Here is a 15,712-nt window from a genome sequence, read left to right on the forward strand (position 1 = left end):
GCGCCACAGCATTAGCATATTTTGCAGTAATACTGGATCACGCCTTACACGTAAGGACTTTTGATAAAAGTTAATCCGGGTTTTCATATCACAGACTCCGGCTCAGTTAATTGATAAGCCGCACCCAATGCGTAGTAATATTGCGTTTCTAATTGCTGTGCTAGGTCTAGGGTTGGTTTAAAATCAATCACTTTAACTTGTAAAAACTCAGCCAACTCTGCTCTAAGTGTTAGTGACGTCAAATCGTCACACTGTAGCTGAATACTGCGAATAGGTGGCTGCTTCAACTGGCTCTCAAAAAAGTCCATAGAACGCTGAATTTCAAGTCCAAATGCCTCTACCAACTCTTGGCTTTGATCTTTATCTGACATACCCAGTAAGCCATTTAAACGCCGAGTAAGTAATAGCTGCCCATCGCGAATAATTAAAATACGTGGCTCAAAGCTGGCATGCTGCAAATGAGCATGTGGGCGTCTTTACTCGTGCCGAGTAGAGTTACAAGAGTCATTTCCTCTGATGTCATAGTCCGTAAAAGAGGCTTTACCTGCTTAAAACTATCTATAAACGGCAATAACTGCAGCTTACTGGTAATAAACACGTTCATTTTTTTACTTTGCATCGGCAATGTAATTGGATAATCAATAAAATCAGCAACAATATTTTCAGGATCAATATCGACTAGATCTTTCGTTGTCCACGGTAGCGATTGAATGATCTCTTCATCACTTAGTGCGGGTTTTTCTATTTGTACAATTTGATAAAGAGAATGAGGAATAACTAAGTTCACTGCGCACACATCACTACTAACCTGTTGCGTACATAGCGTAATTGCAGCAGTATAGTCATGTTTTTCAGTGATCTCTACACTGTGATATTTGTGTATTTTCCAGTGTCCATACTGTTTTTTTAAACAGACTGCATTAACGGTATTAGCATATGTTGCTACACCCACAACTGTATTTTTATCTAAACTACGCTTGAACAAGGAAAACAGTGAAAACAGTTTTCTTTTCATATAGCTACTATTATTATTAGTCGATGTACTAACTGCCGTACATTTTCATTACTTTGCCAAGTGATTATCATAAACAATGTTAAATAAACTTAAAATAAATGAAAACAACCAAATACAACAAATAGATAGTGATTTATTAAAGCGCAAAAATATATTTTTAGGCGTTAAGCGCGATGATCTACTCCACCCCCTCATAAGTGGAAATAAATGGCGAAAGCTTAAATACAATTTAGCCCAGATGCAGGCGCTTAAAAAAACTGAATTACTCACTTTTGGTGGTGCTTTTTCTAATCATATTCATGCGTGTGCGGCGGCTGGCAAGTTTTTTAATATAAAAACGCACGGGATTATTCGCGGCCCAGAACTAGACCCTAACAATCCTACACTTTTGTTCGCACAGCAATGTGGTATGCAGCTACACCCAATCACACGTATAGAGTACAAACAACGTAGCCAAAGCGATTATTTAACGCAGTTGCAATCGCGTTTCCCTAATGCCTATATTTTACCTGAAGGTGGGACAAATAAACTGGCGCTTGAGGGTTGTAAAGAGCTTGCCCTGAGCTTACCTAAGCACGACTACTTAGTTTGCCCCACAGGAAGCGGTGGCACCTTAGCGGGGCTTATTGAAGGCAGTTCAGTTAATACAACGGTACTGGGAATTGCGGTACTAAAACAAGCTGACTATTTACGCGATGAAATTAAAGCGCTTAGCCCTAAAGCCGCTTCACAAACTAATTGGCAATTATTATGTGATTTTCATGGTGGTGGTTATGGTAAGTTTTCTGCCGAACTTTGGCAGTTTTGCCAATACATGAAAACTGAGCACCAACTGCCATTAGAGCCTATTTATACTGGTAAAATGATGCATGCTTTGTGGCAATTAATTGCGCAGGACTACTTTGCGCCAGGCAGTAAAATTATTGCGGTTCATACGGGTGGGTTACAAGGATTAGATGGTTTAAAATACAGAGGACTTATTTAAAATTAATGAAATACGGTTTGTGTAAAATCAGGCAACAACTGCGTAAAATAAAACCCCTGCGCGGCATCTACCCCTAAAATAGTAAGCATTTGTAGCTCTTGTTTGGTTTCTACGTCACTAGCAAATACCGCTATATTTAATAACTGGCAAGCATTTACAATGTTTTTTACACAACTTTGTTGATGCGTGCTTGCCTCTATTGAGTGCACTAAATCGTAGGCTAATTTAACTCCTAAAACTTGTGGATAATTAACCAGTTGAATAATATGGTCGCTACTTTTAATACCATCAATAATAATCTGATAATTTAGCTTAGTTATTATTTTTAATACGCCTTGTAAACGTATTTGATATTTAAAAAAGTCTGCTGCATTTATTTCAAATTGTAGTTTATGCTCTATTTTAAAATCGCTTACTTGCGTTATTAGCCATTGCCAAAACGCTTTGTTAAACCAATTTTTAGGATGTAAGCTAATGCTAATAATTGCGGCTGAAGTATCTGCTAGTAATAGCTTTTTAACTTTGATGATAATTGCTTGATCAAATAAAAATGCGTCTTGATCATTATCTAGCTGATTAATGCCAGCATTAGCTAGCAGCAACTCATTAGCGCCACCGCGTACTCTAATCAACACTTCATGTTGCAAAATACGCCCACTATCGAGTTCAAATAAAGGCTGAAAATAAATTACAAATTTATTTTTTTTAATGCTTTTTATTATTTGGTTATTCGAAAATATATTTACTCGGCTATGGCTTATTCCCAAGCGATGACAATGCTGTAATGGGCTTTGCTGCGATAAAGTTAACGCAGACTTTGCTTGTTGATAAACCAGTGTTTGATTAGCACTTGCTCTGTAATTACACAGGCCTATTTTTACATTTTTTGCCGTTAAGTGTTTTTGATGCTTTTTACATATTGTTAGTGCACAAAAATTTAAGCGCTCAATGTACAGCTCTAACTTAATGATTGGAATATGCTTTATGGTTACCGCTAAGTTACCCGCACTTAATAATTTAACTGAAATATAGTTTAACGCAGGTAAGTTTTTTGCAAGTAGAATTTTAAAACTAGCTTCTAGATCAGTACTGGGATCAAAATGACAATGACACTCGATCAGGGCAAATATATTATAAGCTGCAGCCGTACTCTCACTCAAAGGGCGATCATTATCTAAAGTATTAGTAGGCGCTGTTTCTGCCTCTATTTTATGCTTTACATTAAACTTTGATTTCAATGACGCTACTCGGGTTGCTAAATGAGCAACCCAGCGAGTTGCCGCTAATATAATTAAATTTAGCAACACAACAAGATGAGCCTTAAAGCGGTTAATAAACTTAAGCTTACCCTTTTGCATAACGCACTCGCTAGTTAAATTACTAGCTAAAGTGTTGTCTAAGATCCCAAGAAGCACAAGGTAATAGTAAAAGTTTAGTATTGCATTTATAGCTAAGAAATAATGTTTATAAACTTCTCTAAATAACTTAAAACGTTATACCTCATTTAGCTCTTGTACTATAAACGTTTTGTGCGGACCCGCAGCCGGAGCGCTAGTAATAGAGTGTAAAAATGCCTCAAGAGCTTTTTTTTCTTTGCTCGTTAACGATAAAGGCTGCAGTATTTTAGATGTTTGTGGTGACAAAGGATCGTTAGGATCTTTATTAAAAACAAAGCCACCAGCATTATAAATATTTAAAACACCCGCAATAGAAGGAAACACACCATTATGCATCCACGGCTTACTATTCATCACATTTCTTAAGCTGGGAGTTTTAAATTTGCCTATATCGTCAGGGTTTTTGGTCACACTATAACGACCAAGATCTTCACGCTTTCGTTTATAGTAAGTTAACCCCAAATTATGAAATTTATTGTCTGAAAAAAGCGCTCCAGAATGGCAATTAATACACCGTGCTTTAGTTCTAAATAAGTGCAGCCCCCACAACGCTTGATCACTGAGTTTTTGTTGTAGCTGTTGCTTTAATTTTTTATCTTGAGTTTCACCAGCCTTTACAAAGTAATCAAAGGCCGAATTGCGCGACACTATAGTGCGTTGGTAGGTAGCAAGAGCTTGGGCAATGCGTGTAGCGGTTATTTCGCTTTGCCCAAATACCTGGCTAAACTTTTTTTGATAAGCTTGATCTTGATTGATCCGCGCTTCTAGCTCTGCAATAGTAAAGTTCATTTCAACGGGATCTTCAACGGGCATTAACGACTGCTGCTCTAAAGTTTGCGCGCGTCCATCCCAAAATAAAGACTGCCAAAATGCTGCATTTTCTATACTTGGTGCGTTACGCTTGCCATTTAACCTATCGTGTCCAAAAGAAAGTTTGCGGCCATCAGCCCAACCTAAATCTCGATCGTGACAACTCGCACAAGCCACTTGCCCAGAGCGAGATAGTTTAGGGTCGTTAAACAACTGCTCGCCTAAACGCATTTTTGCGGCACTAAATGGATTGTTTTTAGGAAATGTTACCTCTGGTAAAAGTGTAATTTCAGCATGGGTAATATCTGCATCTAAATTGGGCTTAGGCCACTGTTCTTGCGGCTTTAAATATTGCTCACGTAACTGAGTAAAATCGATTGAATCTGCATTGGCTAAGTTAAACCAAGTAGCAACAAAAAATAAGATATTAATAAATAATAAGCGCATAAGTTTTTATCGTGTTTTAAGTAAATGTGTGTCAAGTTACGGGGCTAAACCACAGCTATAACAGTAAATAACCAGATCTCTGGATAATAAGTCTATCTCTAGTAGCTACTTTCACCGTTAATTGCACCTGACTAGAGAAATAAAAAAACCTTACAGTTCAATCTGTTAGTAATTAATATTGGCCCCTAGCCAAAACCGACGTCCTAACTCAATGCCTGTATTATACGGGCTAATTTGATAGGTACGTTTATTTAAGATGTTTTCCGCCTCAAAGCTCAAAGTTATTTGGTAGTTATTAGCTACCGCCACAGTGTATTTAACACTGGTATTTAACAGCCAAAATGCAGGGCGTTTTTCAATACGGTACACAGGGTACTCACGGCGATTTGGCGCACATCCATCACAAATATTACTGGCTTCTTTAATTGATTGCGTTTTGCTCGTGGCGTAAATGGCATCTTGCCCACCGTTGTAACGTGCGTAGGCCGATAGCGTCCAATTATCCCACTGCCCACCCCAACTTAAATTGGCAATAACAGGGCGGTTAAAGTCTTGTTTTTCTAACTCCATATCATGTCGAGTTACTAAATAATAATTAGCTTTATTAGTACTTCCGGCAATATCGTGATGATCAGAACGTAAAAAAACCAACTCATTATCATCATACGAAAAATCTAAAAAAGCGTCCCCATCGCCATTAAAAGAGCGCGGTTCACCATCAAATTGCTCGCGACTGGTGGTATTAGTTGCATGCGATACATTAAATTCAACATGTTGATTATTGTAAGTTGCCATCCAAGACAAGGTATAGCGCTGATACCGGCTACTGCCCGAGTTAGCACCAAATAAAGTGGCTTCGCCTACATCGTTAGTGCCTTTTACACGGTTAACCGCATCTTGCTGCTCTCGATACAGCCATTTTAACTCCAGCGTTCCGCCTAGTAATTGATGACGATAAGCAGCCGATAGCTCATCACTAAACGGCGTTTTTAAATCAGAGTAAACATAACGATAGCCGCGGTTGCTTAACTGCGCTTGCCATTGCTGTGGCTGTTGCTGATAAATAGCCCGCACTTCGGTATAGCTAGGCTGCATGGCTTGGTTTAGCTTATAACTAATTGAGTCGTCTGCATAATACCGATTAGCACCGAGCACTATTTTACCTTGATCATTAAATACCGATACGCTGCCACGTAGTCGTGGGGCAAAATTATGGTTTTTAAGAAAATCGTTATAATCGTAACGCACTCCTAAATTTAAACTGTAATTTTGCCATTCAAATTCATTTTCTACATAAGCCGACAATTGATTAAGCTTTACACTAGCTGTTGATTTAGGTGTAATTTGGCGATATTGAAAATACTGCCCTGTTGTAGCGAAGTTATTTTGATAAATTAAAAAGTCATCGGGATTTGATAAATCAAGTGCGTGTCCAAGTTTTGCTTCTATATCTGCCACTGATTGATATAAACGCGTTTCAATACAGTCAAGTGTATAACCTGCACAATCTATTTGCGGCGACACAATAGCGCCATTATATACAATTGCATCTTCTAGGCGGTCAAATACTGAGTTTTGCTGAGCTAACTCATAACCAAACGATAAATTACTATAAGCGCCCAGCCATGTCTTACTGGCAAGCTCGAAATCTTGTTTTAAACTGACCGTTTGTTGTCGCTTTTCTATATCGCCAAAGCCGCCTTCTAAACTGGTAATAGAGCCATCAATATTACCCCAATCTGTACCCGGTATATTTAGCCAAGCATAACGTATCGAACTGGTGTTTTTACTGTTACGGCTGTCGCTATAACCAAGCTGGGTTTTAATATAAGCCCAACTCCTATCTGCTTGCCAAGTAAGTGATGCGTTATTGCCTCCCCCTTCAATGTTGTAATCACTGTTTTTAGCATTTACATCAAAGTAATCACCTTTATAAGGAGCAAATAAAAAGCTAAATGAAAAGTCATCGTTAGCGGTTGCTGCATAATCTAGTTTTACTAAACCGTTATAATTAGTTTGCTGCTGTAGTCGTGTTTGCCCTAATTGCTGTAGGCTCTCTTGTGATTGCGTATATTGAAATTGGCCAATAAACCCCAGCTTATCGGTTAGTGGGGTAGCAATGTAGGTACTTAAATCACGCTTATTAAAAATAGCACTGTTAAGTTCGTTATCGCCACTAAAGTCGGGGGCATAAAGCTTATGATACTCAACCCAATCGTCACTCGTTTGCCGATAACTAATGCCAAATTGCAGTTTATCGCCCGCTTTTCGGGTTTCGGCTTTAACTAGTCCACCAGTAAAATTACCGTATTTTGCCGGTATGTTACTGTCGTATACTTCTAAATGGTCAATTAAATCTAAATTTAAAAAAACAGCTTGAGTGTGACCACTTACATCTTGCGCTAAGTTTTTGTCAAAATTGGCGCTGTCATTATTAAGGTTTGAGTTATTAGATAATCCATCAATTAAATACCCTGTAGCATTACCTTGTGCACCTGCAAGCGACACTTCCGATGGCTTAATATTACTAACCTGATCCGCAGCATAAGCAGTTTCACCATACTGCACACCAGGTAAAACCCCTAAAACATCGTTTAAGTTACCATTACCAAAGCGATAGTCTCGCAGCATTTTTCTGTCAAGGGTATACACCCCTTGGCTACTTACCGAAATAGGGTTTGGTCGCTGCCCTGTTACCTCTATAATTTCGATATTTTCGCTGCAAGTATCAGTATTTTTTTTACATTGTTGATAGTGACTTGTAGCAATTACTTTAGCCGGTGTTTTCTCTGCTGCACTTGCTTCATCTAGCACTGTGCTTTGCGCTGCAGCTGCAACATGCGTGAGCGAAGTACAAGCTAGCGCTATAAATGTTAAATATTGCATTTAATATCGATTCGGATTTAATGGAAACGCATCACTGTCATCGTTGACACCGTCGTTGTCGCTATCTAAGTCTAATTCTATCCCTGAATTAGCAATCATTTGTGCGCTTGCGTGGGCGGTAAAAAAGTTCGCCTTGCCATCGTTATCAGTGTCAACACTGGCAACCTCTGAGCCTATAAAGGCGTCAAAACGGCTCAAACGGCCTATAACATTTGTTGCTATAGCGTCTTTTTCTACTACACCTAAAACTTCTTTTTCTGTTAATTTATAAGCACTTTTAAACATAGTAAGCTGGGCGTATTGATCTGCAAATACAGGCAAATAACGCACTTGTAACTGCAATGAAGCATTTTCTAAGCGCGCCAAATTCCAATCAATAAGCTCTGCCCACATACTTTTAGCTGCAGTAATTAATGAGGCATATTCTGCTTTTGTGCCCGCTACATACAACAGCTGATTTAAGTACTGCTTAAAGTTAATTTTTGATTTGCTAGAGCCATCAAAAAATTTCTCACTAAGAGCAAAACGCTCAGCGAGAGCGACCTTTTCTTCACCCTGTATTACCAGCTGTATATATTGCGCATAATACTGGTTTGCTAAAGCAAACTGACCATTTAAGCCAAGCGCACTACCCAACTTACCAATATCCGTAATTTTTTGTATTAGCGCTTGCTCAGTGTAAGTTGCAATATACTGCTGCACTTTATTAACTAATGGCGCGGCTTTGGCGGTTTGACTTAAAGCTTGGTGATAAGGAATAAGATCGATATTGGCATCAACAACATCCTCTTTAAATACGTTAATACCATCTACTTGGCTGTATTTTGTTAATGCTATTTCGCGGCATGTTTGTAGTGTGTTGGCCGCTTGAGTTTGGTACTTTTCGTCATGTGTAATATTTATAATGGTGAGTAGTTGCTCTAACGCAAGCTGACACCCTGTAGCACCAGTAACAAATACGTGGTTTTTAATATTCTGTGCTAAATATGCTTCAGAGCTAAGTAACTCAATGCCTGTGGCAATAAACTTAGCTGCCGCGTCATAATTCCCTAACTCAATATAAATTCCCGAGGCACCTAGTTTACTCGCATTAAATGCGACTAGCTGAGTAAACAGTGGGCGTAAATTATTAGCATCACGTGTTGCTAAAATTAATTGCAAGCTACTATCTATATCGGCCGAATTACGTACATGTGCTAGCAATTGTGCATCTGCTGCCTTATTTTTAGCTAACTGGTAATGACTACTGTCTTTTTCAAAGGCGCTTAAAAACTTGCTTTCAACATCAAGTGCCGGATAAAGCTGCACAAAGTATGCTGCGGTGTTAATTAAGCCATACGGGTATTCCATGCTGGTTACGTTTGCATATTGATTAGCTGTACGCGGATAATCTGCGTCTATATTAACAACCCCATATAAAGCAAATATATCGGCCAGTACTGACTTGGCTTTTTGTGTTGCATTTAACGCCAGGTAGTTTGCCATAACATTACTCAGCGCTGCTTGGCGTGAGCTAAAATAGGGTTTTCCTTGATTGCCATTTTTATTATTTTTTACATAACTGTAGCCAATCATATTGGCATAACGATACAACCTATCGGCCATACTAAGTGCATAATCGTAGTCGGCTTGGTTTCGAGATTGACGCCAATTATTAACCACATCTTCTACTCGGTCGCGATAACCAAAAAAAAGTAACAAGGCTTGCGTTGTTTGCTCCTCTCCAAGCACTGAGCTAAATAAAATATCGAGAACATTAAAACTAACACTTGCCAATTCAGACTCACCCGCCTGTAAGTAAGACAAAGCTAAATCATTATAAAAACGCTGATCCTCACTATTAAAGGCACTAATTCCTTTGGCTGCAACGTACTCTGCATAAAGGTTTTTTGCTGTTAAACGCAGTTCATTACCCTGCTCGTTATTGCCTTGCTTACTATATAAGGTAGCTACCTCTAACAAGGCAATAGCGCGTATATTATTACGCGCTATTTTATCAACCGAGGTTAAACGTGTAACTTCACTATTTAATCCAGCTTGTGCATAACCTACTGCAAGCGATGCATTTATTGCGCTTAGATTAATATCATTTTGTAACTCGCTTGCAAGTAACTCCGCCTGCTTTAAATGCGATTCATCACTGGCATAGTAGTAATAAGCGCGATCAGCATTAGTCGACAAATTAGTGGTTATAATTAAGCTTTTACTCACCACAGCGCCATTGCCATCTGCAACCGTTAGCTCAAAACTATCCTCTTGATTTTCTAGGCGTGTAGTTTGGTAACTAATTTCGCCATTGCTAGCATTAATAAGCAAAGTGCCATGCTCTGCTGGGCGTGAAATACTATAGCTGAGGGGGTCGTTATCTACATCGGATACATTAACTTTGCCGCGCTTAATTTCACCACCGCTCACAATCACTTTATCGGTATGAATAACTGGTGCATCATTAATTGCTGTAACAACTACCAGCACACGACTAGTAGTTAGGTTTCCACCATCAGATACTGCAACCTGAAAGCTATCTTCGCCATTAAAATTGGCTTTGGGGGTATAGCTAATATGACCACTATTAGCATTAACAGCAACTGCGCCGTTAGCCGCAGCATTTGCTAAATAAAATGTCAGAAGGTCGTTTTCTGCATCGGTTGCGGCAACTATTAAGCTTGCAACACTGTCTTCGTTTAGTTGGATTTGATAATTGGCTTGTGAAAAAATAGGCGCTGAGTTAGCTCCACTACCAGAGCCGCAACCAGTGAGCGCTAATGCTGCAAAGATTATTACTAAAGCTAAACGTTTAAGAGACATGCCTATTTCTCAGATAAAAACCGAAGACGCATGTTAATGCAAACTATTATCAATATCAATCGCTTTAATAATATTAATCTACCCTGAACTCTATTTAAAACCTCATTTTAAAAACAAAAAACCCAGCAGTTACGCTGGGTTTAGATAATATTAAATGCCTAAATTGACACTCTATATTCTATTTATGTATTCGTCAAAAAGGTATGTCGTCGTCAAAATCAATGGTTGGTTCCATTGGGTTAGACGCGCCGCCTTGTGGAGCATTTTGCGGTTTAGGAGCAAAGCCACCTTGCTGTTGTGGTGCACTGCTTTGCTGTGGTGCAAAACCACCTTGTGGCTGCTGATATTGGTTATTTTGTTGTGGTGTAGGAGCCGACTGTGGCTGTGCTGCTGGTGCAGACTGCTGTTGTGGAGTATAACCGCCTTGCTGTTGGTTATTTTGCCCCTGGTTGCTTTGGTAACCACCACTTTGTTGGCCGCCTTGTGATTGGTTATTTTGATAACCACCACTTTGCTGTCCGCCTTGTGATTGATTACCTTGGTAACCACCACTTTGTTGCCCACCTTGCTGGTCGCCACCACGGCTCCCTAACATTTGCATTTGGCCGGTAAAACCGTCAACTACAATTTCAGTCGTGTATTTTTCTTGGCCTTGTGGGTCAGTCCATTTACGTGTTTGAAGTTTACCTTCAACATAAATTTGTGAACCTTTACGGCAATATTCACCAACAATTTCTGCTAACTTGCCAAAAAATACCACACGGTGCCACTCAGTTTTATCAACCATTTGGCCAGTGTTTTTGTCTTTGTAGCTATCTGAAGTTGCTAAGGTGATATTTGCTACACCGTTGCCATTAGGCATATAACGTACTTCAGGATCTTGTCCTAAATTACCAACCAAAATTACTTTGTTCACACCGCGTGCCATGGAACTATCTCCTATAAACGTTAGATTAAACCAGCTACTTTACGTGCTTGGTCTAGGTCAAATTCTTTATCATTAATCTTTAAGTAGCTGCGGCTTTCGTCGCGCACTACAGTTGCTTCTATTACGCCAGGTAAAGCAACTAACAGAGAAGCAAGCGACTGTGCCTGCTCTTCTGAGTCTAATTTGGTCATTAAGCTAATAACTTTACTTTTGGGTGGGACTTGCATTTTCCACGCAATAATAAGCCATATTAACCCAACAAGTGCCGCTGCCGCAAACACCGCTTGCGTTGTTGTGGTTTGTGCTACATAACCGCCAAGCATACCGCCTAAAAAGGCACCTAAAAACTGGCTAGTAGAATACCCACCCATGGCAGAACCTTTTTGGCTTGCTGGTGCAATACGCGATACTAGCGCTGGCATGGTGGCTTCTAAAAAGTTAAATGCAACAAAATACAACAGCATACAAACAGCAATACCTACAATACTGTTAACCCATACCGACATAGCCAGCATGCTCAACATTAACAGTATAACGGAGCCAATAAATGCCTGCTTTTCTTTCTCTTTTTTAATGGCGATTATCATAATAGGCACCATTAATAAAAAAGCTAAAAATAATACTGGGATATATAAATGCCAGTGATTATCGGCCACTAAGCCATCTTTAATAAGCTGACTCGGTAACACTACAAAAATAGTAGTGAGGGTTAAATGTAATAGTAATACGCCCGCATTTAAGCGCGCTAGCTGCGGGTGTTTAATCAATTTTTTAATATCGCTAAAGCTGGCGAGCGTATCGCCTTTAGGAGCTTTATTAACCGCATTAGGTACTAGCATAGTCACTATAAATATGCCGACCATAGCTAATATTGCGGTTAACCAAAATACCCCCGAAATACCCCACGAGGCAGCGACGATTGGCCCAAGTAACATAGCAAACGCAAAGCTCATGCCTATGCTCATACCAATAACAGCCATTACTTTGGGGCGTTGTTCATCGCGGCTTAAATCGGAAGCAAACGCCAGTAATGCACTGGCTATAGCGCCCATACCTTGTAACGCACGTCCAACTGTAACCATTTGAATTGAATCGGCTAATGCCGCTATTACCGAGCCCAGCGCAAACATTAGTAAGCCGCCAACAATAACCTTTTTACGGCCAATTTTATCAGACAATCGACCCATAGGTATTTGCAATACCGCTTGGGTTAAACCATATGCGCCAATAGCAAAGCCTATCCAGATAGGCGAAAAGCCCTCCAATGATTGGCCATAAATAGCTAATACAGGCATCAGCATAAATAAGCCGAGCATTCTAAATGCAAACACACTAGCTAGCGATATAGCAGCGCGTTTTTCTCGTGAATTAAGTGAAGATGCGGTCATTATTTGCGTGATCTTACTGTGTGGAAAATTTAGGCTGAGATTCTACCATAAGCTTACTAATAATTAATCGTCATAAGTAAGGATTTTTCATTGATCATAGATTAATAATGTTACGTATTATGCGATACTGGACAAATAATTTTGGTAATAGACGAGATAGCATGGAAAACATTGAAGTCCGAGGCGCCCGCACGCACAATTTAAAAGACATCAGCCTAACCATCCCACGTGATAAGCTAATTGTTATTACTGGCCTATCTGGTTCGGGTAAGTCTTCGCTTGCATTTGATACTTTGTATGCAGAGGGGCAGCGTCGTTATGTTGAATCACTTTCTGCGTATGCAAGGCAGTTTTTGTCACTGATGGAAAAACCCGATGTAGATCATATTGAAGGTCTTTCTCCGGCTATTTCTATTGAGCAAAAGTCAACATCGCACAACCCGCGATCGACTGTGGGTACAATTACCGAAATTTATGACTATTTACGTTTAATGTTTGCCCGCGTGGGCGAACCGCGTTGCCCAACTCACGACTTACCGTTAGCCGCACAAACTATTAGCCAAATGGTTGATACTGTTTTAGCTCTGCCTGAGGGCAGTAAACTCATGTTGCTTGCACCGGTAATAAAAGAGCGTAAAGGTGAGCATGTTAAGCTCCTTGAGCAATTGGCGAGCCAAGGCTACATTCGTGCCCGTATTGATGGCGAAGTATGTGACCTATCGGATCCACCGCCACTTGATCTACATAAAAAACATACTATAGAAGTAGTTGTAGACCGCTTTAAAGTAAAAGATGGCCAACAACAGCGTTTAGCTGAGTCATTTGAAGCTGCATTAGAAATGTCGGGTGGCGTGGCTAACATAGCTTATATGGATGACAGCAGCGCAGAAGAAATGCTGTTTTCGGCTAATTTTGCCTGCCCTACTTGTGGCTATGCCATGACCGAGTTAGAGCCAAGATTGTTTTCGTTTAACAATCCAGCCGGAGCATGCCAAAGCTGTGACGGCCTAGGCGTACGCCAATATTTTGATCCAAACCGCGTAGTACAAAACCCTGAACTAAGCTTGGCCGGTGGCGCAATTAAAGGCTGGGATAAACGTAGTTTTTATTATTACCAAATGCTACAAGCCGTTGCGCAGCATTATAATTTTGATTTAGATGTGCCATATCAGGATTTAGATAAAACCTCGCAAAAAATCATTTTAGAAGGCTCAGACACTACTAAAATAGCCTTTAGCTACCGTAACGACCGCGGCGATTTGATTACCCGTAATCACGAGTTTGAAGGGGTACTTAATAATATGTACCGTCGCTACCGTGAAACTGAATCAAACTCGGTACGTGAAGAACTAGCAAAGTATCAAACCAGCCAGGCTTGCCCTAGCTGTCATGGCTCGCGTTTACGCCAAGAGTCACGCCATGTATTCATTGGCCAAACTAACTTACCCACTATTACTCATATGAGTATTGGTGAAGCAATGGACTTTTTTGAAGGGTTAAAACTAACCGGACAAAGAGGCCAAATAGCTGAAAAAATATTAAAAGAAATTCGCGACCGTTTATCGTTTTTAATTAACGTGGGTTTAAACTACCTCTCACTCGATAGAAGTGCCGATACGCTTTCGGGCGGTGAAGCACAACGTATTCGCCTTGCAAGCCAAATTGGCGCAGGCCTAGTGGGTGTTATGTATGTACTGGATGAGCCATCAATTGGTTTGCATCAGCGCGATAACGACCGATTATTAAAAACATTGGTGCATTTACGCGATTTAGGTAACACGGTCATTGTGGTTGAGCACGACGAAGATGCCATTCGCGCAGCCGATCACATTATTGATATTGGCCCAGGTGCTGGTGTGCATGGCGGGCATATAATTGCCCAAGGTACTCGCGACGATATTTTAGCCTGTAAAGAGTCGGTTACTGGGCAGTTTTTATCCGGTGTACGTAGAATAGAAATACCTAAATTACGCCACCCCACTAACGATAAATGGCTGGAGTTATTTGGCGCTACTGGTAACAACTTAAAAAATGTTGATTTAAAAATTCCATTTGGCTTAATGACCTGTGTAACAGGTGTGTCTGGCTCGGGCAAGTCTACGCTCATAAACGACACCTTATTTAAGCTTGCGCATACTGAATTAAATGGCGCAACAACTGCCGAAGCTGCTGCGTATAAATCAATTTCAGGGCTTGAGCATTTTGATAAAGTGATCGACATTGATCAGAGCCCCATTGGCCGCACACCACGCTCTAACCCGGCTACTTATACTGGTATTTTTACTGGTATTCGTGAATTATTTGCCGGTACGCAAGAGTCGCGCTCTCGTGGTTATAAAGTAGGTCGCTTTAGCTTTAACGTTAAAGGCGGACGCTGTGAAGCTTGCCAAGGCGATGGCGTAATTAAGGTAGAAATGCACTTTTTACCTGATGTGTACGTGCCGTGCGACGTGTGTAAGGGTAAACGATATAATCGCGAAACCCTTGAAGTACTGTATAAGGGTAAAAATATTCATCAAGTACTCGACATGACAGTGGAAGATGCCCACGACTACTTTGATAAAATACCGGCCATTGCACGCAAACTTAAAACCCTGATGGACGTAGGTTTATCGTACATTCGTTTAGGCCAAGCAGCTACAACGCTTTCGGGCGGTGAAGCACAGCGAGTTAAATTAGCCCGCGAGCTGTCAAAACGCGATACCGGTAAAACGCTATACATACTTGATGAACCAACAACAGGCTTACACTTTGCCGATATTGAACAGCTGCTTGTTGTACTTCATCGCTTGCGCGATCACGGTAATACTATTGTTGTTATTGAGCATAACCTCGATGTTATTAAAACCGCAGATTGGGTTATCGATTTAGGCCCTGAAGGCGGAGCTGGCGGTGGTGAAATACTCATTGCAGGTACACCTGAGCAAGTAGCCGAGTGTGAGCGCTCGCATACTGGCCGTTATTTAAAAGAACTGCTTAAATAACGAGTGCAGCTTAGCTGGGTAGCTGGGTAGCTGGGTAGCTATTCATTTTTTTGTGTATTTGGTG

General features: G+C 40.4%; 10 protein-coding genes. 2 read left to right on the forward strand and 8 right to left on the reverse strand.

What is annotated here, in order from left to right:
• Window positions 1-83: 83 nt before the first annotated feature.
• Together AAEZ22_RS01510 and AAEZ22_RS01515 are read right to left on the reverse strand one after the other, a co-directional pair.
• On the reverse strand, window positions 84-458 hold the full coding sequence (locus tag AAEZ22_RS01510; protein WP_352295872.1) for a type IV pilus biogenesis protein PilM: 375 nt from the start codon (window positions 456-458) through the stop codon (window positions 84-86).
• Entirely contained in the window at window positions 425-1,015 is a 591-nt protein-coding gene (locus AAEZ22_RS01515) for a hypothetical protein (RefSeq protein WP_352295875.1), read from the reverse strand. The genes AAEZ22_RS01510 and AAEZ22_RS01515 overlap by 34 nt, the downstream gene beginning before the upstream one ends.
• 76 nt (window positions 1,016-1,091) lie before the next feature.
• Here AAEZ22_RS01515 and AAEZ22_RS01520 point away from each other — a divergent pair, with 76 nt between their 5' ends.
• A complete protein-coding gene (locus tag AAEZ22_RS01520) occupies window positions 1,092-2,000 on the forward strand; it encodes a 1-aminocyclopropane-1-carboxylate deaminase/D-cysteine desulfhydrase (protein WP_011329345.1) in 909 nt (302 codons plus the stop codon).
• 2 nt (window positions 2,001-2,002) lie between these two features.
• On the opposite strand, the gene AAEZ22_RS01525 is transcribed toward AAEZ22_RS01520, so the two are convergent.
• The 6 genes from AAEZ22_RS01525 to AAEZ22_RS01550 all read right to left on the reverse strand — a co-directional run bounded on the left by AAEZ22_RS01525 (window position 2,003) and on the right by AAEZ22_RS01550 (window position 12,664).
• Window positions 2,003-3,307, reverse strand: coding sequence for an EAL domain-containing protein (locus AAEZ22_RS01525; protein ID WP_352295878.1), 1,305 nt, complete (start codon window positions 3,305-3,307; stop codon window positions 2,003-2,005).
• Window positions 3,308-3,493: 186 nt separating this feature from the next.
• On the reverse strand, window positions 3,494-4,654 hold the full coding sequence (locus AAEZ22_RS01530) for a cytochrome-c peroxidase (RefSeq protein ID WP_352295881.1): 1,161 nt from the start codon (window positions 4,652-4,654) through the stop codon (window positions 3,494-3,496).
• A 165-nt stretch (window positions 4,655-4,819) separates the two neighbouring features.
• Entirely contained in the window at window positions 4,820-7,540 is a 2,721-nt protein-coding gene (locus tag AAEZ22_RS01535; protein WP_352295884.1) for a TonB-dependent receptor plug domain-containing protein, read from the reverse strand.
• Complete coding sequence (locus tag AAEZ22_RS01540; RefSeq protein ID WP_352295887.1) at window positions 7,541-10,348, reverse strand: Ig-like domain-containing protein; 2,808 nt, start codon at window positions 10,346-10,348, stop codon at window positions 7,541-7,543.
• Window positions 10,349-10,541: 193 nt separating this feature from the next.
• On the reverse strand, window positions 10,542-11,276 hold the full coding sequence (gene ssb / locus AAEZ22_RS01545; RefSeq protein ID WP_197181829.1) for a single-stranded DNA-binding protein: 735 nt from the start codon (window positions 11,274-11,276) through the stop codon (window positions 10,542-10,544).
• Window positions 11,277-11,296: 20 nt separating this feature from the next.
• Window positions 11,297-12,664: an MFS transporter gene (locus AAEZ22_RS01550; protein WP_058374257.1), complete on the reverse strand. Its 1,368-nt coding sequence runs from the start codon at window positions 12,662-12,664 to the stop codon at window positions 11,297-11,299.
• A 161-nt stretch (window positions 12,665-12,825) separates the two neighbouring features.
• Here AAEZ22_RS01550 and uvrA point away from each other — a divergent pair, with 161 nt between their 5' ends.
• Window positions 12,826-15,648 carry an excinuclease ABC subunit UvrA gene (gene uvrA, locus AAEZ22_RS01555; RefSeq protein WP_182677587.1) on the forward strand — a complete coding sequence of 941 codons (2,823 nt, stop codon included), beginning with the start codon at window positions 12,826-12,828 and terminating at the stop codon, window positions 15,646-15,648.
• The last annotated feature ends 64 nt before the right edge of the window (window positions 15,649-15,712 follow it).

It is taken from the genome of Pseudoalteromonas sp. 20-MNA-CIBAN-0454, from assembly GCF_040308685.1.
Classification (GTDB): Bacteria; Pseudomonadota; Gammaproteobacteria; order Enterobacterales; family Alteromonadaceae; genus Pseudoalteromonas; species Pseudoalteromonas nigrifaciens.

Bases quoted from the DNA above. Each gene is read 5' to 3' on its own strand.
- AAEZ22_RS01515 (WP_352295875.1), bottom strand. From the start codon at position 1,015: ATGAAAAGAAAACTGTTTTCACTGTTTTCCTTGTTCAAGCGTAGTTTA.
- uvrA (WP_182677587.1), top strand. From the start codon at position 12,826: ATGGAAAACATTGAAGTCCGAGGCGCCCGCACGCACAATTTAAAAGAC.
- AAEZ22_RS01540 (WP_352295887.1), bottom strand. From the start codon at position 10,348: ATGTCTCTTAAACGTTTAGCTTTAGTAATAATCTTTGCAGCATTAGCG.
- ssb (WP_197181829.1), bottom strand. From the start codon at position 11,276: ATGGCACGCGGTGTGAACAAAGTAATTTTGGTTGGTAATTTAGGACAA.
- AAEZ22_RS01550 (WP_058374257.1), bottom strand. From the start codon at position 12,664: ATGACCGCATCTTCACTTAATTCACGAGAAAAACGCGCTGCTATATCG.
- AAEZ22_RS01535 (WP_352295884.1), bottom strand. From the start codon at position 7,540: ATGCAATATTTAACATTTATAGCGCTAGCTTGTACTTCGCTCACGCAT.
- AAEZ22_RS01520 (WP_011329345.1), top strand. From the start codon at position 1,092: ATGTTAAATAAACTTAAAATAAATGAAAACAACCAAATACAACAAATA.
- AAEZ22_RS01530 (WP_352295881.1), bottom strand. From the start codon at position 4,654: ATGCGCTTATTATTTATTAATATCTTATTTTTTGTTGCTACTTGGTTT.